This is a genomic window from Pseudonocardia nigra (assembly GCF_019396355.1).
Taxonomy (GTDB): Bacteria; Actinomycetota; Actinomycetes; order Mycobacteriales; family Pseudonocardiaceae; genus Pseudonocardia; species Pseudonocardia nigra.
Genome location: NZ_JAHKRK010000027.1, coordinates 37,833 through 54,740, shown reverse-complemented (window position 1 = coordinate 54,740; position 16,908 = coordinate 37,833). Strand labels below are relative to the sequence as shown.

General features: G+C 72.3%; 14 protein-coding genes. 4 read left to right on the top strand and 10 right to left on the bottom strand.

Translation table 11 applies throughout. The annotated features are described in order from the left end of the window. Nucleotides 1–56: 56 nt before the first annotated feature. On the bottom strand, nucleotides 57–1,061 hold the full coding sequence (gene fgd / locus KME75_RS09995) for a glucose-6-phosphate dehydrogenase (coenzyme-F420) (protein WP_219414301.1): 1,005 nt from the start codon (nucleotides 1,059–1,061) through the stop codon (nucleotides 57–59). A 764-nt stretch (nucleotides 1,062–1,825) separates the two neighbouring features. Between fgd and KME75_RS09990 the strand changes: the two genes are divergently transcribed. Continuing rightward, entirely contained in the window at nucleotides 1,826–3,139 is a 1,314-nt protein-coding gene (locus KME75_RS09990; protein WP_219414300.1) for an HNH endonuclease signature motif containing protein, read from the top strand. Here the strand turns inward: KME75_RS09990 and KME75_RS09985 are convergent. Beyond that, nucleotides 3,042–4,028: a helix-turn-helix transcriptional regulator gene (locus KME75_RS09985; RefSeq protein WP_219414299.1), complete on the bottom strand. Its 987-nt coding sequence runs from the start codon at nucleotides 4,026–4,028 to the stop codon at nucleotides 3,042–3,044. The two genes, KME75_RS09990 and KME75_RS09985, sit on opposite strands and share 98 nt — an antisense overlap. 45 nt (nucleotides 4,029–4,073) lie before the next feature. After that, a complete protein-coding gene (locus KME75_RS09980; RefSeq protein ID WP_372452578.1) occupies nucleotides 4,074–5,252 on the bottom strand; it encodes an acyl-CoA dehydrogenase family protein in 1,179 nt (392 codons plus the stop codon). Here KME75_RS09980 and recQ point away from each other — a divergent pair. After that, nucleotides 5,245–7,134, top strand: coding sequence for a DNA helicase RecQ (gene recQ / locus KME75_RS09975; RefSeq protein WP_372452577.1), 1,890 nt, complete (start codon nucleotides 5,245–5,247; stop codon nucleotides 7,132–7,134). The two genes, KME75_RS09980 and recQ, sit on opposite strands and share 8 nt — an antisense overlap. 16 nt (nucleotides 7,135–7,150) lie before the next feature. Here recQ and KME75_RS09970 read toward each other — a convergent pair whose 3' ends face one another. Next, nucleotides 7,151–9,502, bottom strand: a complete 2,352-nt coding sequence (locus KME75_RS09970; protein ID WP_504739505.1) for a HelD family protein — start codon at nucleotides 9,500–9,502, stop codon at nucleotides 7,151–7,153. Nucleotides 9,503–9,634: 132 nt separating this feature from the next. Here KME75_RS09970 and KME75_RS09965 point away from each other — a divergent pair, with 132 nt between their 5' ends. After that, a complete protein-coding gene (locus tag KME75_RS09965) occupies nucleotides 9,635–10,402 on the top strand; it encodes an RNA polymerase sigma factor SigF (protein WP_219414298.1) in 768 nt (255 codons plus the stop codon). Nucleotides 10,403–10,442: 40 nt separating this feature from the next. Next, entirely contained in the window at nucleotides 10,443–10,925 is a 483-nt protein-coding gene (locus KME75_RS09960) for an SRPBCC family protein (protein ID WP_219414297.1), read from the top strand. A gap of 10 nt (nucleotides 10,926–10,935) precedes the next feature. Here the strand turns inward: KME75_RS09960 and KME75_RS09955 are convergent, their stop codons facing one another. The 6 genes from KME75_RS09955 to KME75_RS09930 all read right to left on the bottom strand — a co-directional run bounded on the left by KME75_RS09955 (nucleotide 10,936) and on the right by KME75_RS09930 (nucleotide 16,896). Next, nucleotides 10,936–11,490, bottom strand: coding sequence for a DUF6328 family protein (locus KME75_RS09955; RefSeq protein ID WP_219414296.1), 555 nt, complete (start codon nucleotides 11,488–11,490; stop codon nucleotides 10,936–10,938). Between the two features lie 39 nt (nucleotides 11,491–11,529). Then, nucleotides 11,530–12,111 (bottom strand): type 1 glutamine amidotransferase domain-containing protein, encoded by a 582-nt coding sequence (locus tag KME75_RS09950; RefSeq protein ID WP_219414295.1) that lies wholly within the window; start codon nucleotides 12,109–12,111, stop codon nucleotides 11,530–11,532. Between the two features lie 78 nt (nucleotides 12,112–12,189). After that, nucleotides 12,190–13,251, bottom strand: a complete 1,062-nt coding sequence (locus tag KME75_RS09945) for a DNA topoisomerase IB (RefSeq protein ID WP_219414294.1) — start codon at nucleotides 13,249–13,251, stop codon at nucleotides 12,190–12,192. A gap of 73 nt (nucleotides 13,252–13,324) precedes the next feature. Next, complete coding sequence (locus KME75_RS09940; RefSeq protein WP_308282673.1) at nucleotides 13,325–13,681, bottom strand: TraR/DksA family transcriptional regulator; 357 nt, start codon at nucleotides 13,679–13,681, stop codon at nucleotides 13,325–13,327. Nucleotides 13,682–13,777: 96 nt separating this feature from the next. Further along, nucleotides 13,778–16,138, bottom strand: a complete 2,361-nt coding sequence (locus tag KME75_RS09935) for a glycoside hydrolase family 65 protein (protein ID WP_219414293.1) — start codon at nucleotides 16,136–16,138, stop codon at nucleotides 13,778–13,780. Beyond that, a complete protein-coding gene (locus KME75_RS09930; RefSeq protein ID WP_219414292.1) occupies nucleotides 16,135–16,896 on the bottom strand; it encodes a beta-phosphoglucomutase family hydrolase in 762 nt (253 codons plus the stop codon). The genes KME75_RS09935 and KME75_RS09930 overlap by 4 nt, the downstream gene beginning before the upstream one ends. Between the last annotated feature and the right edge of the window lie 12 nt (nucleotides 16,897–16,908).

Sequence of the window (16,908 nt, the reverse complement as noted above, 5' to 3'; positions counted from 1 at the left end):
CAGCAAAGCCACTTTCACGCAACCTGGTTGCGTGAAAGTGGCTTTGCTGCAACCAGCTACGCCAGCGCGCGCAGCTTCGGCAGCACGTCCTCGGCGAACTGGCCGAGGAAGCGCTCCTGGTCGTGCCCCGGGCCGTGGAACACCAGGTGGTTCAGCCCGGCGTCGACGTAGGGCTTGATCTGCGCGACCGCGTCGTCCGGGTCGGAGGCCACGATCCACCGCTTGGTCACCTGCTCGATGGGCAGCTCGTCGGCCAGCCGCTCCATCTCCACGGACGAGTCGACGCTGTGCTTCTGCTCCGGGGTGAGCGACAGCGGCGCCCAGAACCGGCAGTTCTCCAGCGCGGTGTCGTGGTCGCGGTCGTAGGACATCTTGATCTCGATCATCTTGTCGATCGCGCCGGCGTCCCGCTCGGCCGCCGCCGCGCCCTCGGCGACGGCGGGCAGGAGCTTCTCGGTGTAGAGGTCCATCCCCTTGCCGGACGTGCAGATGAAGCCGTCGGCTGCCCGGCCCGCGTACTTCGCCACCACCGGGCCGCCCGCCGCCACGTACACGGGGATCAGCTGCTCCGGCTTGTCGTAGATCGTGGCCCCGACGGTGCGGTAGTGGTCGCCCTCGAACGAGATGTCCTCGCCGGCCCACAGCTCGCGCATGAGCCGGACGGCCTCCCGCAGCCGGGCGAACCGCTCCTTGAACTCCGGCCACTCCCGGCCCGACACCGCGATCTCGTTCAGCGCCTCGCCCGTGCCGACCCCCAGCATCACGCGGCCGGGGTAGAGCAGCCCCAGCGTCGCGAACGTCTGGGCGAGCACCGCCGGGTTGTAGCGGAACGTCGGGGTGAGCACCGACGTGCCCAGCTGGATGCGGGAGGTCCGCTCCCCCACGGCCGCCAGCCACGCGAGTGCGGCGGGCGCGTGCCCGCCCTCGTGCCGCCACGGGAGGAAGTGGTCGGACACGACCGCGCTGTCCAGCCCCACCTCCTCGGCCCGCACCGCGTACTCCACCAGCTCGCGCGGCCCGAACTGCTCCGCCGACGCCTTGTAGCCGATCCGCAATGCCACGTCCTCAGGTCCTTCCCTGGCGATGATCCCTGCGGCCCCCAGACTGCTACACCCTCGCTCTCGACCTCCACCCGCGTCGAGGTCCGAGGGTTCACTCGTGGGAGAACTCGCATGCGTCGGTTGGGAAAGTGTTCACCGTGGATCGAGCCATGAGCCTCGACGGCCCCACCCCGGCCACCCTCGGGTCGCTGCGCCGCCTCGCCCCCTACGCCGACCTCCGCGCCGCGCTGGTGATGATCAGCCAGGAGGCGTTCCGGTTCTCCGGTTCGACGCCGACAACATCGCGATGGGCCGTCCGGAGCTGTTGGCGGGGGCGGGGAGTCCGCCTTGCTGCATCGGCGTGGAGGGCTTCGTTGGTCTGATGGATCGCCCTGTTCGGCTGCCGGTCGGGCTGGTGGCCGGGTTGGGTGAACAGCGAATGGCGTGGTTGCTCGGGCGGCCGTCCCCGACTCGGGGGCACCGCGGATCCGACGAGAGTCACTGCCGGGCAGCGGCTCAACTGGCTGTGGTCCTGTTCCTTTGTCGCAAGATGACCACAGGATAGTTGCGTATGAGACCAATCGAGAGGATCACGTGCACTGGTCCGGGAGGCATGACGAGGATCTCGCAGGGTGACCACGTAATCAGTAGTTTGCCCAAGCCGACCACCGAGTTGCTCGCGCAAACAACAGGAACGCTCCCCATGATCTATTCACTATCGCAAATCGCCAGTGTCACCGGAATAGCTCCACCAATCGAAAACATGTTCGACTAAACTCAGGGGCATGTCCGACGGCCCGGTCGCCACCGCGTACCGCCACCTGCAGGCGGCGGTCGACGAACTGCGCGCGGCCGCGGAATCGTCGACGACCACCGACGACGAGTTGCTGTCGGTACTCACACTCGCCGAGGGTCTTTCGCGTCGACTGGATCATCTGACCGTTGCCACCGTGGCCACCCTGCAGCGGCGGGGGACGTTCGCCGAGCGGGGCTACAAGAAGCCCGAAGGTGCGTTGGCCGACCTGCTGGGCTGGGAGTGGTTCGAGGCCCGCCGCCGGGTCACCGCCGCGGAGCACACGTGTGAGCGGGTGGAGCTGGACGGCACGGTGCTGGAGGCGAAGCTCCCCGCCACCGGCAAGGCGTTCGCGGCCGGGCAGGCGAGCCTGCGGCACGTCGAGGTGATCGTCACCCTGCTCGCCACCCCCGCCGCCGGGCGACTGAGCGAGGAGCAGCGGGCCGGGGTCGAGGAGGAACTCGCCGCCCGCGCCGCCGACTACACCCCCGCCCAACTGCGCGCCTACGGCAAGGACCTGATCGACCGGCTCGACCAGGACGGCCCCGCCGCCGACGACCGCCCACCGGTGCCGGTGAACACGTTGCAGGTGCGGCGGTTCCGCGACCGGCCCGGCGGCGAGTTGAAGGGCGTGTTCGAGGACGCGGCCATGTTCGACACCATCGCCACCCTGCTCGACGCCAAGTCCAAGCCCCTGGACAAGGACGACCGCCGCGGCGCGGAGCGGCGACAGGCCGACGCGCTGGCCGACATCTGCGGCTACGTCCTCGACCACGGCGACGTCCCCGACACCGGTGGCCGTCGGCCGCACCTCAACGTGCTCATCCGCCTCCAGGACCTCGAAGACCGGGCGAGGTCGGCGGTGCTCGACTTCGGCGGTACCCTCACGCCGGAATCCTTGCGGATGCTCGCCTGCGACGCCGGCGTGATCCCGATCGTGCTGAACGGCGCCGGGCAGCCGCTCGACGTGGGACGGTCCACCCGCACCATTCCGGACGGACTCCGCCGCGCCGTGACCGTCCGGGATCGGGGATGTGCCCATCCGGGATGCGACCGAACCCCGTCATGGTGCGAAATTCACCACGTCCTCGAATGGGAACACGACGGGCACACCGAGCTGAACAACCTGGTGATGTTGCGCAGAATGCACCACCGGCTGATCCATTATTCCGGCTGGATCGTCCGGATCGCGGACGGATCGCCCGAGTTCATCCCCCCGAAATGGGTGGACCCGGAACAGAAGCCGCGCCGACAACCGCGTAGCGCTCCACGAGTTCCGCACCGAGACGCGCGAGCTCGGCCTTGACCGAGTCGGGTTCGAGCACCTCCACGGCGTTGCCCCAGCCGGTGAGCTCCTGGGCGATCCCCACCGGCATGTGCGCCGCCACCCGCACGCGCACCCGCCCGTCGTCGCGGGTCTCCAACGGCTCGCAGTGCCGGCCGAACCGGTCCCGCAGGATCGGGAGCAGCCCCGCGGGGAGGAGCAGCGTCGCGGAGACGAGGGACCGGCGTCGCTCCACCTCGGCGACGACGCGTTCCCACTCGCGCGACAGGTCGAGGTCGGCGGGTCGCTCCGCCGCATCGTCGGTGACGGTCACCTCGGCGATCCGGTCCACGCGGAACGTCCGCTGCCCCTTCTCGGTGCCGGCGACCAGGTACCAGACGCCGTCCTTGGCCACCAGGCCCCACGGGTCGACGACGCATCGCGTGCGCTCATGAGCCCGGTTCTCGTACGCCAGCGCCACCTTGCGGCGACGGACGACGGCGTCCTGGAGCGTGTCGACCAGCTCGGGGCGGGCGCGGTCCCGCTCGCCCCACCCCGCCCCGTCGACCACGACGGCGTCGGCGGCGGCCTCCGCGTCGGCCCGGAACGCGTCGGGCAGTGCCTGCACGAGCTTCCGCAGCGCCGACCTGACCGGTGGCGCGACGGACGCGGCGGGGCCCGCGAGCAGGAACAGCGCCCTCGCCTCGGTCGAGGTGAGGCCGGTGAGATCGGTGCGGGCGCCCCCGACGAGCGACCACCCGCCGCCGCGTCCGGGCTGCGGATAGACGGGCACGCCCGCCGTGGACAGCGCCTCCAGGTCGCGGCGGGCGGTGGCTACCGACACTTCCAGCTCGGCCGCCACCTCGGCCGCGGTGACCCGGCCGCGGGCCTGCATCAACAGGAGGGTGGCCACCAGCCGGTCGGCGCGCATGCCGCGATCCTCCCAGCGAACGTGCTCACCCGGCGAGCACGTTCGTCAGACGAACGCGCTCAGCCCCGTGATCGCGCGCCCCACCACCAGGGTGTTGATCTGCCGGGTGCCCTCGAACGAGTACAGCGCCTCGGCGTCGGCGAAGAACTTGGCCACGCCGTAGTCGAGCACCACTCCGTTGCCGCCGACGACCTCGCGGGCCATCGCCACCGTCTCGCGCATCTTCGTGGTCGTGTACTCCTTGGCGAGCGCGGCGTGGTCGTCGGTGGCCGTGCCGGCGTCCTGCATGTCCGCGAGGCGTGCCGCCATCGCGAGCGATGCGGTGATGTTGCCGAGCATCCGCACGAGCAGGTCCTGCACCAGCTGGAACCCGGCGATGGGCCGCCCGAACTGCTCGCGCTCCTTCGCGTAGTCCAGCGCAGTCTCGTAGGCGGCCATCATCGTGCCGGTCGCGCCCCACGCGACGCCGCCGCGGGTGCGGCGCAGCACCTTGTTCGTGTCGCGGAAGGAGTTGGCCTCCTGCAGCCGGTCGGCCTCGGGCACCCGGCAGTCGCGCAGCACGATGTCGGCGTTCTGCACGATCCGCAGCGCCACCTTGTTCTCGATCTTCGACGTGGTCATGCCGGGGTTGTCCTTGCCGACGACGAACCCCTTCACCGAGTCGTCGGCGACGTCGCGCGCCCAGACGACCACGAGGTCGGCGAACGTGGCGTTGCCGATCCAGCGCTTCTCGCCGTCGAGCACCCAGGTGTCCCCCTCGCGGCGCGCGGTCGTCTCCAGCCCGCGCGCGACGTCCGACCCGCCGTGCGGCTCGGTGAGCGCGAACGCGCCGATCTGCTCCATCCGCGCCATCGGCGGGAGCCAGCGCTCCCGCTGCTCGGCGGAACCGCAGAGGTCGATGCTGCCCATCGCGAGGCCGTTGTGGACGCCGAAGAAGCTGTTCAGCGACGGGTCGGTGTGTGCCAGCTCCATCGACACGAACCCGATCAGCAGCCGTCGCGCGGCCGGACCGTGCAGCCCGTCGTAGGGCAGTGCAGCGATGTCCAGGGCGGCGAAGCCCGGCACGAGGTGGTGCGGGAACTCCGCGCGGTTCCAGTGCTCGAGCGCCACGGGTGCCACCTCGGTGCGCAGGAACTCCCGCACCCGCGCCACGACCGCTTGCTCGTCGTCGGTCAAGGCATCGGCGAAGCGGTAGAAGTCGCCGGGCAGCGGTTCGGTGCTCACGCCCCGAGGTTCTCAGCGCGAACCGGCCCCGGCAATCGGAGGCGGTCCCGTAGGGTCGCGGCGTGACCGTCCCCCGCACGGCCGACGCGCTGCAGGTTCTCCACGGGTCTTCGGCTACGACTCCTTCCGCGGCGACCAGCAGGAGATCGTCGACCACGTCTGCGGGGGCGGCGACGCGCTCGTGCTGATGCCCACCGGCGGGGGCAAGTCGCTGTGCTACCAGATCCCGGCGCTGGTGCGCGACGGCGTCGGTGTGGTCGTCTCCCCGCTCATCGCGCTGATGCAGGACCAGGTCGACGCCCTGCGCGCGCTCGGCGTCCGGGCCGGGTTCCTCAACTCCACCCAGACCCCGGACGAGCGCCGCGCGACGGAGGCGGCGTTCCTCGGGGGCGAGCTCGACCTGCTCTACCTGGCGCCGGAACGGCTGCGGGTGCCCTCCACGCTGTCGCTGCTCGACCGCGGCCGCATCGCGCTGTTCGCCATCGACGAGGCGCACTGCGTGGCGCAGTGGGGCCACGACTTCCGGCCCGACTACCTGACGCTGTCGCAGCTGCACGAGCGCTGGCCGGACGTGCCCCGGATCGCGCTCACCGCCACCGCCACCGAGGCCACCCACGCCGAGATCGCCCAGCGGCTGGACCTGGGGGGCGCGAAGCACTTCGTCGCGAGCTTCGACCGGCCCAACATCCAGTACCGGATCGTGCCGAAGAACGAGCCGCGCCGGCAGCTGCTCGACCTGCTGCACACCGAGCACGCGGGCGACGCGGGCATCGTCTACTGCCTGTCGCGCCGCTCGGTGGAGCAGACCGCGGAGTTCCTGGTCGCGCAGGGGATCACCGCGCTGCCCTACCATGCCGGGCTCGACGCGCAGACCCGCGCCCGGAACCAGGCCCGGTTCCTGCGCGAGGACGGGTTGGTGATGGTCGCGACGATCGCGTTCGGGATGGGCATCGACAAGCCCGACGTCCGCTTCGTCGCCCACCTGGACCTGCCGAAGTCGGTGGAGGGCTACTACCAGGAGACCGGGCGCGCCGGGCGCGACGGGCTGCCGTCCACGGCGTGGCTCGCCTACGGGCTCGCCGACGTCGTGCAGCAGCGCAAGATGATCGACGAGTCCGACGGCGACCTCGCCCACCGGCGCCGCCTCGCCCAGCACCTCGACGCGATGCTCGCGCTCTGCGAGACCGTGGAGTGCCGGCGGGTGCAGCTGCTCGCCTACTTCGGGCAGTCCGGTGCGTCGCCCTGCGGCAACTGCGACACCTGCCTCACCCCGCCCGAGTCCTGGGACGGCACGGTCGCGGCGCAGAAGGTGCTCTCCACGGTGTTCCGGCTCGACCGGGAGCGCGGCCAGCGGTTCGGCGCCGGCCAGATCATCGACATCCTGGTCGGCAAGCGCACGGCGAAGGTCGAGCAGTTCGGCCACGACGCCCTCACCGTGTTCGGCGTGGGCACCGAGCTGGGCGAGCGGGAGTGGCGCGGCGTGCTGCGCCAGCTCACCGCCCGCGGGCTGCTGGCGGTCGAGGGCGCCTACCAGACGTTCGCACTCACCGACGCGAGCCGCGGCGTGCTGCGCGGCGAGCAGCAGGTGATGCTGCGGCGCGACCCGGAACGCCAGACGCGCAGCCGCAGCCGGTCGGCGCGCACGCCGCAGGCCGAGCTCCCCGCCGAGGCGGCACCGCTGTTCGAGCGGCTGCGGGCCTGGCGCGGCGCGGCGGCCAAGGAGCACGGCGTGCCGGCCTACGTGATCTTCCACGACGCCACGCTGCGCGAGATCGCCACCCGCGTGCCCGCCACGCTGGCCGAGCTCGGCTCGGTCAGCGGCGTCGGGGAGAACAAGCTCGCGAAGTACGGCGAGCAGGTGCTCGCCGTACTGGCGGAGTGACCCGACGAGCGGTGGTCTACGCCTCCAGCCGGTGCAGCATCGCCGGCAGTCGCTGGGCGTGCACCACCGCAAGGCGCTGGGTGGAACGGGTGAGCGCCACGTAGAGGTCGTTGGCGCCGCGCGGCGACTCGGCCAGCAGTTCGGCGGGCTCCACCACCACGACGGCGTCGAACTCCAGGCCCTTCGCGGCGCTGACCGGCAGCACCACCACGGGGGCGGTGAGGTCCACGTCGGTGAGCCCGTCAGCGCCACCATCGGTGCCGGCGTCGCCCAGCAGCCGCTCCCGCAGGGCCGCGACCCGGGCCGTCGGCGCGAGCACCGCGGTGCGCCCGTCGCCCACCGCGCCCGCCTCCTCGGCGAGCACCTTGGCGACGACGTCGTCGACGCTGCCGGAGTCCACCGCCACGGCGCGGGGCGGTACCCCCGTGCTGCGGACCGAGCGCGGCGCGGCCAGGCCGGGCTCGATCGCGGCGAGCACGTCGTCGGCCACGGCCGCGATCTCCGACGGGGTGCGGTAGTTGACGGTGAGCTGCTCCAGCCGCCACCGGTTCGCCACGAACGGCGACAGCACCTCGCCCCACGACGCGGCGCCGGCCCGGTCGCCGGTCTGGGCGATGTCACCCACGATCGTCATCGAGCGGCTCGGGCAGCGGCGCATCACCAGCCGCCACGCCATCGGCGACAGCTCCTGCGCCTCGTCGACGATCACGTGGCCGTAGGTCCACTCGCGGTCGGCAGCGGCGCGCTCGGCCGTGCTGTCGTAGCGGCGCACCTGCTGGCGCTCGGCGAGCCGGTCGGCGTCGACGACGTCGGTGGCGCGCAGCAGCTCCGGGTCGAGGTCCTCCTCCAGGTCGAGCACGTCGAGCACGCCCTGGGCGTAGAGCACCTCCTCCCGCAGCGCCGCCGCCTCGCGGGCCGCGGCCTCCGAGCCGTCGTCGCCGAGCAGCTCCGCGGCCTCGTCGAGCAGCGGGACGTCCGCGGGCGTCCACCGCAGGTCGTTCGGGACGTCGTCGCCGGGCGCCGGACGGGCCAGCAGCGCGCGGTCCTCCGCCGGCAGCCGCCGGGCCACGGAGTTGAGCCGCTTCGAGTCGGCGAACAGGTCGGTGAGCAGCTGCTCGGCCGACAGGGTGGGCCACAGCGCGTTCAGCTCGCGGGTGAGCTCGGCGCTCTCCGACAGCTCCTCCCGGATGTCGGCGAGGTCGCCCGCGTCCAGCAGGCCGCGCGTGCCCATGCCCCCGCTCAGGGTGCGCGCCACCTGCTCGGCCAGCAGCCGCACGGCCTCCTTGTGGAAGGTCCGCTTCGCCTCGTTGTGCGGTTTGCGGGAGCGCCGCGCCCGGGTGCGGGCGGCGTTGGCGATCTCCCGGTCCAGCCGCACCGGCTGCTGCTCCACCACCAGCGTGATCGGCCGCCGCGGCACCTGCTGCCGGTCGCGCACCGCCGCGGCGACCACCGCCGCCATCTCGGCCCGGCCCTTCACCGCCGCCGTCTCGACCGGCTCGGGGCGGCGCGCGTCGAGCCCGGGGTGCAGCTGCCCGACGGTGCCGAGCACCACCGCCGTCTCCCCCAGCGACGGCAGGACCTGCCCGATGTAGCTCAGGAACGTGGGGTTGGGTCCCACCACGAGCACGCCGCGGCGCGCCAGCCGGTCGCGGTGGGTGTAGAGCAGGTACGCGGCGCGGTGCAGCGCCACCGCCGTCTTGCCGGTGCCCGGCCCGCCCTGCACCACCAGCACGCCCGAGGGCTTCGAGCGGATGACCGCGTCCTGCTCGGCCTGGATCGTGGCGACGATGTCGGACATCCGGCCGGTGCGCCGCGCGTCGACCGCCGCGAGCAGCGCGGCCTCGCTGGTGAGCCCGCTCGCCTGCGCCCTCTGGTTCTGGGCGGCGGCGCCGGCCTCCTCGAGGTCGAGCACCTCGTCGTCGACGGCGAGGACCTGACGGCGCCGGGTGCGCAGGTGCCGCCGCCTGCGGATGCCCTCAGGAGACGCGGCCGTGGCCGTGTAGAACGGGCGCGCGGCCGGGGCGCGCCAGTCCATCAGCAGCGGCTCGTACTCGTTCTCCTCGTCGAGCAGCCCCAGCCGGCCGATGTAGCGCCGCTCGCCGTCGGTGACGTCGAGGCGCCCGAACACCAGGCCGTGCTCCGCGGCGCGCAGGGCGGCGAGACGGTCGGTGTACATGGCCGCGGCGGCGTCGCGCTCGGTGAGCGCCTGCGGGGTGCCCACCGTCTCGTCGTGCAGAACGCCCTGCAGCCTGCGCGCCGTCTCGGCCCGGCGGGCGTCCAGACGGTCGTACAGCATGCCGACGTAGCGGCGTTCGTGGTCGATCCCGTCCTCGCCATCGGTAGCGGAGGGGGACGTGCTGTGGGACACCGGCGGTTCACCTTCAAGGCAGGGGTCGTGACGGCGGACTTACGAACGTACCAGCGGCCGAGTTTCCGATCGCCGGACCGCGGGTAGGTTCCGGAGTGCGCTTCGTCCCCTCTTCCCCGTGCCGGGCGTGCCGTGTCTGAGACCCGTGACTCCGACTACGCGCACCTCGCGCCACTGTTCGCCGAGTTCGCGGCGCTGCCGCCCGACGACCCGGGCCGGACCGCGCTGCGCAGCAAGCTCGTCACCGGCTACCTCCCGGTGGTGCAGCACATCGCCCGGCGGTTCGCCGGCCGCGGCGAACCGGTCGACGACCTGGAGCAGGCGGGCACCGTCGGCCTGCTCAACGCGGTCGACCGGTTCGAGCCCGACCGGGGCATCGACTTCCTGTCCTACGCGGTCCCCACGATCACGGGCGAGATCCGCAGGCACTTCCGCGACCGCACGTGGTCGATGCGGGTGCCGCGCCGGCTCAAGGACCTGCAGAGCGCCATCAACGGTGCCGTCGGGCCGCTGTCGCAGGAGCTCGGGCGGGCGCCGAAGCCCAGTGAGATCGCCGCGCGCCTGGGCATCGCCACCGAGGAGGTCGTCGAGGGCCTCGACGCCCAGCAGGCCTACCGCAGCAGCTCGCTGGACGAGCTCGTCGCGGGCGCCGACACCACCCTCACCGACACCTTGGGGTCGGTCGACACGGAGCTCGACAAGGTCGAGTACCGGGAGACGCTGGCCCCACTGCTCGACGAGCTGCCCGAGCGCGAGCGCACGATCCTGCTGCTGCGGTTCTTCGGCAACCTCACCCAGACCCAGATCGCCGACCGGGTCGGGATCTCCCAGATGCACGTCTCCCGGCTGCTCTCCCAGACCGTGGCGCAGCTGCGCAGGCGGATGACCGACGACGGGTGACGGGCCGGGTAACGGCCGCCGTACGGGGTACGCCCGGCGCATGACCACGAACGTCCTGCACAGCATCGACGTCGCCGTGCCCGTGAGCACGGCCTACAACCAGTGGACCCAGTTCGAGTCGTTCCCGCGGTTCATGTCCGGGGTCGAGCGCATCGACCAGGTCACGCCGACCAGGACGCACTGGGTCACCAAGATCGCCGGGGTGGAGCGCGAGTTCGACGCGGAGATCACCGAGCAGCACCCCGACGAGCGCGTGGCGTGGAAGACCGAGAACGGCACGCACCAGTCCGGGGTGGTCACCTTCCACCGCCTCGACGAGACCAACACCCGGGTGACGCTGCAGCTCGACCACGACCCGGAGGGCCTCACCGAGAAGGCGGGTGACGCGCTCGGCCTCGTGCAGAGCCGGGTCAAGGGCGACCTCGCGAACTTCAAGGAGTTCATCGAGTCGCGCGGTCGTGAGGAGGGCGGCTGGCGCGGCGACGTGGGCCGCAGCCCGCAGGCGGGTGAGAGCGCGACCTAGCCCCGATCGCTCAGCGGCCCGTCCCCTGGTCTCCGGGGGACGGGCCTTCGCCGTTGTCGGAACGGGCGCGTGCCCGCCGCAGCAGCGGCACCGGCATCAGGAACCACAGCCCGAACAGCACGGCGGCGGCTGTCACAGCGGACGCCACGGCGAACACGCGGCCCATCACGACGTCGAGCACGAGCAGCACCGCCCCGGTGAGGGTCAGTGCCAGCGTGCCCAGCCCCGCCGTGAACAACCGGTGTCCCAGTGTCACGGTCTCCGCCTTGACCCCTCGGCGGAACGTCATGCGATGCGCCGCGGCCGGAGCCACGAGCAGCCCGGTGGTCACGATGGACAGCAGCAACGTGACGACGTATATCCACTTCTGCGTCGCCGTGATCTCGATGAACCGCTGGGTGAACGACAGCGACAGCAGGAACGCGAAGAGGATCTGCACGCCGGTCTGCGCCACGCGCAGCTCCTGCAGCAGCTCGACCATGTTCCGATCGGCCCGCTGCAGGGGCCCCTCGCCCCGTCCGTCGCTGGATTGCGCCGCCGACACGGCGGTGTCCGGGCCCGTCATGCGCGGAGCGTACCCGGACAGCGCGCGGGGCACCGCCGATCAGGCGACCGTGGCGCCCTGGTCGTGGGCCCGGTGCGTCCCCTCCGCGAACTCCTCGACGATCTTGGCGCAGAACGCCGGCAGATCGTCGGGCTTGCGGCTGGAGACCAGGCCGTTGTCGGTGACCACTTCCTCGTCCACGACGTTCCCGCCCGCGTTGCGGATGTCGGTGCGCAGGCTCGGGAACGACGTCAGCGTGCGGCCGCGCACCAGGTCGGCCTCGACCAGGGTCCAGGGGCCGTGGCAGATCACCCCCACCGGCTTGCCGGCGCGGAAGATCTCCTGCACGAACGCGCGCACGTCGGGGTCCATCCGGAGCCGGTCGGCGTTCACGGTGCCACCCGGCATGATCAGGGCGTCGTAGTCGTCCGCCGAGGCCTGCTCAGCGGACTTGTCCGCGGTGAAGATGTCGGCCGGCTCGATGTCGCCGTTCATCGCCTGGAACTCACCGTCGGACAGCGAGATGATCTCCGTCCGGGCGCCCTCCTGCGTCACCGCGTCCCAGGGGCGGGTGAGCTCCACCTGCTCCACGCCGTCGGTGGCGAGGATCGCGATGCGCTTGCCGTCCAGCTTGCCTGCCATGAGCGTCCCTTCGTCGTGCGTACGTCCCTGGGCGTACCCGACGAAGGTGCGGCTATACCCGGGCCGGCGGGCCGACGGTCAGGACGCGATCAGCCGGACCACCGCCCGTTCCACGGCGGCGCGGGTGGAGTCGTCGGTCAGGTCCGGAACCGCCGACCCGGACTCGAGCGAGCGCAGCGCCCGCAGCACGGTGCGGCCCTCCTCGAAGCGCTCCAGCACCCGGGGGTCCACGTAGGAGCTGCGGGCGACCGTGGGCGTGTTGCCCAGGTGCTCGGACACCTCCTTGATCGCCCGGTTGACCACGCGCTTGCGGGCCCGCTCCTTCTCCGGCACCCCGCCCTGCGCCACGCCGGCGGCAAGCGTCACGGCGGCGAGCACCGTGGCGTTCCACGTGCGCAGGTCCTTGCAGGTGTACGGCTCCCCCATCAGCTCCTTGACCACGGCGTTGAGGTCCTCGGCGCGCACGTCGTGCCAGGACTTGCGGCCGACCCGGTAGACCAGCAGGTCCTCGCCGCCGCCGCGGCGGCGCAGGAGGGAGTTGACGACCTTGTGCAGCAGCGGGTCGCGCAGCGCCAGCGTCCGCGGGATCCCGCCCTTGGCCGGATAGGAGAACAGCACCGCGCCGCGCTTGAGCTGCACGTGCTCGCGCCGCAACGTCGCCAGCCCGAACGTGCCGTCCTCGTCGTCGTCGCCCGGGGCGTACTCCTCGCCGCCCGCACGGAAGACGCCGATGTCGAGCATGCGCACGCCCGCCGCGAGCACCCGGTCGCGGCCCAGGCCCGGCGCCTGCAGCCGGGCGGCGACCTCGGAGCGCACGTCCGCGAGGTGCGCGCCGAGCGTCAGGACGCGGTCGTGCTTCTCGCGGTCGCGGCTGCGGCGCCACTCCTCGTGGTAGCGGTACTGGCGCCGCCCCGCCACGTCGGTGCCGATCGCCTGGATGTGCCCGGTGGGGTCGGGGCAGATCCACACGTCCTGCCACGCGGGCGGGATGACCAGTGCCTTCAGCCGGGCGAGCTCCGCGGGATCGGTGATCGGCCTGCCGTCGGCGTCGAGGTAGCTGAAGCCGCGGCCGCGGCGGCGCCGGGTGAGGCCCGGCGTCGCCGGGTCGACGCGGGTCAGCCCTTCGGGTGCCTCACTCACGGCGCATCCCGCTCACAGCGCATCCACGTCACAGCGCATCCACTACCCGGACCGTGGTCGGCGAACCGCTGTCTCAGCTCACCACCGGGGTGTCGGCGTGCTCGCGGCAGGTGGCGACCTCCGGCCGCGCCTCCAGCCGCTCGTCGTCGATGTCGCGGCCGCACACCGCGCAGCGGCCGTAGCTGCCGTCGTCGAGCCGCTCCAGGGCCTCGACGACGCGGCGGCGCTGCTCGCCGACGGTGTCGACCAGGAGCTCGCTGTCCATCGTCGCGTTCACCTCGCTGCCGTAGTCGCCGGGGTGCTGCCCGAGCGCGCCCTCCTCGTTCGGGTCGGCGGTGTTCATCTCCCGGGTCTCGGAGGCGAAGCGGGCGCGCTCGTCGAGGTCGGCGAGCTCGGTGGTCAGCAGTTCACGGGCGCGATCGGGGTTCACGGTCCGTCCTCTCGTCAGGTGCGGGAAGCGTTCTCGTCGGCGCGAGAAACATCAGCGCCCTCGCATACCCGCACCCGTGAGCCGGTACGCGTGAGCTCAGCTGCCGGGGTGGCGGGGACGGGGAGCGCGGCCGTAGGGCTGCTCGACAGGTTCCACCGGCTCGGCCGCCGGGATCGCGCGCACCTGCGGCTCCTCGGCAAGCGCGATCGGCTCCCCGTGGTGGCGCAGCCGCATCGGCGGCCCGGACACCAGCCGGTACTCCACCTCGTCGGGCCGGATCTCCACCCGCAGCTGCCTGCCCTGCCATTTCAGCCCGAACGAGATCCGCGACAACGCGGCGGGCAGCCGCGGCGCGAACTGCAGCACGCCCTCGTCACCGCGCATCCCGCCGAACCCGACGACGATCGCCGTCCACGTCCCGGCCATCGACGCGATGTGCACGCCGTGGTCGGAGTTGCCCGCCAGGTCGTGCAGGTCGACCAGCGCGGCCTCGGCGAGGTAGTCGTAGGCCAGGTCCAGATGGCCCGTCCAGGCCGCCATCACCGCCTGCGTGCACGCCGACAGCGACGAGTCCCGCACCGTCAGCGCCTCGTAGTAGGCGAAGTTGCGCCGCATCTGCTCCGGGGTGAACGCATCCGGACGCAGCTGCATCGCCAGCACCAGGTCCGCCTGCTTGATCACCTGCTTGCGGTACAGGTCGAAGTACGGGACGTTCAGCAGCAGCGGGTACTTCTCGCGCGGGGTGTGCTCGAAGTCCCACACCTGGTGGTGGGTCGTCCCCTCCGCCTGCGGGTGCACCCCCAGCACCTCGTCGTAGGGGATCCGCATCGACTTGGCCGCGTCCCGCCAGCTGGCCATCTCCTCGGCGTTCACCCCGAGCTTCGCCGCGGCCCGCGCATGCCGCGCTGCGGTGTCGGCGGCGACCCGCAGGTTCAGCTGGGCCATCAGGTTGGTGTAGACGTTGTTGTCCACGATCGCGGTGTACTCGTCCGGCCCGGTCACCCCGTCGATCCGGAACTCCCCCGCCGAGTCGTGATGCCCCAGCGACCGCCACAGCCGCGCCGTCGCCACCAGCAGCTCCAGCCCGACCTCCCGCTCGAACTCCACGTCCCCGGTGACGGCGACATGGCGGCGCACGGCGTCGGCGATGTCGGCGTTGATGTGGAACGCCGCCGTGCCCGCCGGCCAGTAGCCCGAGCACTCCTGGCCGCGGATCGTCCGCCACGGGAAGGCCGCGCCCTGCAACCCGAGCTGCTCGGCCCGCTCGTAGGCCAGCGGGAGGATCGACTGCCGCCACCGCAGCGCATCCGCGGCCGCGTCGGGGGCGAGATGGCTCAGCACCGGGAGGCAGAAGGTCTCGGTGTCCCAGAAGGTGTGCCCGTCGTACCCCTCGCCGGTCAGCCCCTTCGCCCCGATCGCGCGCCGCTCCGCCCGCGCCCCGGCCTGCAGCACGTGGAACGTCGCCACCCGCACCGCCTGCTGCAGCTCCGCGTCCCCGTCGATCTCGACGTCCGCGGTCTCCCAGAACTCGTCCAGGTACTGCCGCTGCTCGGCCACCAACCCGTCCCAGCCGGTGTACCGGGCCGCCGCCAGCGCCGCCCGCACCTGGTCGTGCAGCGCCGGCAGCGACCGCCGCGACGACCACCCGTACCCCAGGTACTTGACGATCTTGAGCGTCTGGCCGGGCTCCAGGCGGGCGATCACCGTCGTCCGGCCGATGTCCTCGGTGGCCTCCGAGGTGACCTTCTTGCCCTCCGGGCCGTGCACCTCGTGGTCCATGGCCGCGGCGACGCGCAGGCCCGACCGGCGCGTCCGGTGGATCAGCGTGGCCCCGGCCTCGTCACTGCGGTGCTGCTCGGCGACCAGGGGGTCGGTGAGCGCGGCCTCGACGCGCGGGTCGGCCTCGTTGCGGGCCGGGAGCTGCTCGTTGGCCACCAGCTCGGACTGCACCACGATCAGCGCAGGCGCATCCAGCACCTCGACCTCGTAGCAGATCGCGGCGATCGCACGCTGGGTCAGCGACACCATCCGCGTCGAGCGCACCGCCACGGCCCGACCGGCGGGCGAGGTCCACTCGACCTCCCGCGTCAGCGTGCCCGCCTGCAGGTCCAGCACCCGCTCATGACGACGCAGCTGCCCGTACCGCAGATCGAACGGCTCGTCCTCCACCAACAGCCGGATCAACTTCCCGTTGGTGACGTTGATGATCGTCTGCCCCGACTCCGGATACCCGTACCCACCCTCCGCGTACGGCAGCGGCCGCCGCTCGTAGAACGAGTTCAGGTACGTCCCCGGCATCGCATGCGGCTCACCCTCGTCGAGGTTGCCGCGCAACCCGATGTGCCCGTTCGACAACGCGAACACCGACTCCACCTGGCCCAGCGCGTCCAGGTCCAGCCGCGGCTCCCGCACCACCCACGGCTCGACGGCGAAGGCGCGTCCCGGATCGGGGCTCATGAGTCCTCCTCCAGCAGCCCGTTCTCCAACAGCTCGGCGAGATCCGCCACGACCACGTCGGCGCCGTGCTCGCGCAGCGCGTCCGCGTGCCCGAGCCGGTCGACGCCGATCACGTACCCGAAGCCGCCCGCCCTTCCCGACGCGACACCGGCGAGCGCGTCCTCGAACACCACGGCCTGTGTGCGGTCGACTCCGAGGTCGGCCGCGGCGGCCAGGAACGTGTCGGGGGCCGGCTTGCCCGGCAGGTTCCGCTCCTTGGCGGTGACGCCGTCGACCCGGTGGTCGACGAACCCGGTGAGGCCGGCGACGTCGAGCACCTGCTCGGCGTTGGCCGACGAGGAGACGACGGCCGTGGCCAGGCCGGCGTCCTTGACCGCCTGCAGGTAGCGGACCGAGCCGGGGTAGACGTCCACCCCGACCGTGGTGATCTTCTCCTGCACCAGGGCGTTCTTGCGGGTGGCCAGCGCGTACACCGTCTCGGCGTCCGGGTCGTCCCCCGGTCCACCCGCGGGCAGCTCGATCCCGCGGGACCGCAGGAACGTGACCGTGCCCTCCAGACGCGGGCGGCCGTCGACGTACGGACCGTAGTCGGCCTTGAGGTCGAACGGCCGGAACGCGGCGCCCTCACGCTCGGCGCGGGCGCGGAGGTAGTCGTCGAACATCTGCTTCCACGCGGCGGCGTGCACGCTGGCGGTGTCGGTCAGCACGCCGTCGAGGTCGAAGAGGCACGCGCGCGTGCCGTCGGGGAGGCCGAGCATGTGTGCACGGTA

Coding starts and splice junctions, on each gene's coding strand:
- KME75_RS09950 (WP_219414295.1), bottom strand. CDS start 12,111: ATGGCAGGCAAGCTGGACGGCAAGCGCATCGCGATCCTCGCCACCGAC.
- KME75_RS09960 (WP_219414297.1), top strand. CDS start 10,443: ATGACCACGAACGTCCTGCACAGCATCGACGTCGCCGTGCCCGTGAGC.
- KME75_RS09955 (WP_219414296.1), bottom strand. CDS start 11,490: ATGACGGGCCCGGACACCGCCGTGTCGGCGGCGCAATCCAGCGACGGA.
- KME75_RS09990 (WP_219414300.1), top strand. CDS start 1,826: ATGTCCGACGGCCCGGTCGCCACCGCGTACCGCCACCTGCAGGCGGCG.
- KME75_RS09985 (WP_219414299.1), bottom strand. CDS start 4,028: ATGCGCGCCGACCGGCTGGTGGCCACCCTCCTGTTGATGCAGGCCCGC.
- KME75_RS09935 (WP_219414293.1), bottom strand. CDS start 16,138: ATGAGCCCCGATCCGGGACGCGCCTTCGCCGTCGAGCCGTGGGTGGTG.
- KME75_RS09930 (WP_219414292.1), bottom strand. CDS start 16,896: ATGCTCGGCCTCCCCGACGGCACGCGCGCGTGCCTCTTCGACCTCGAC.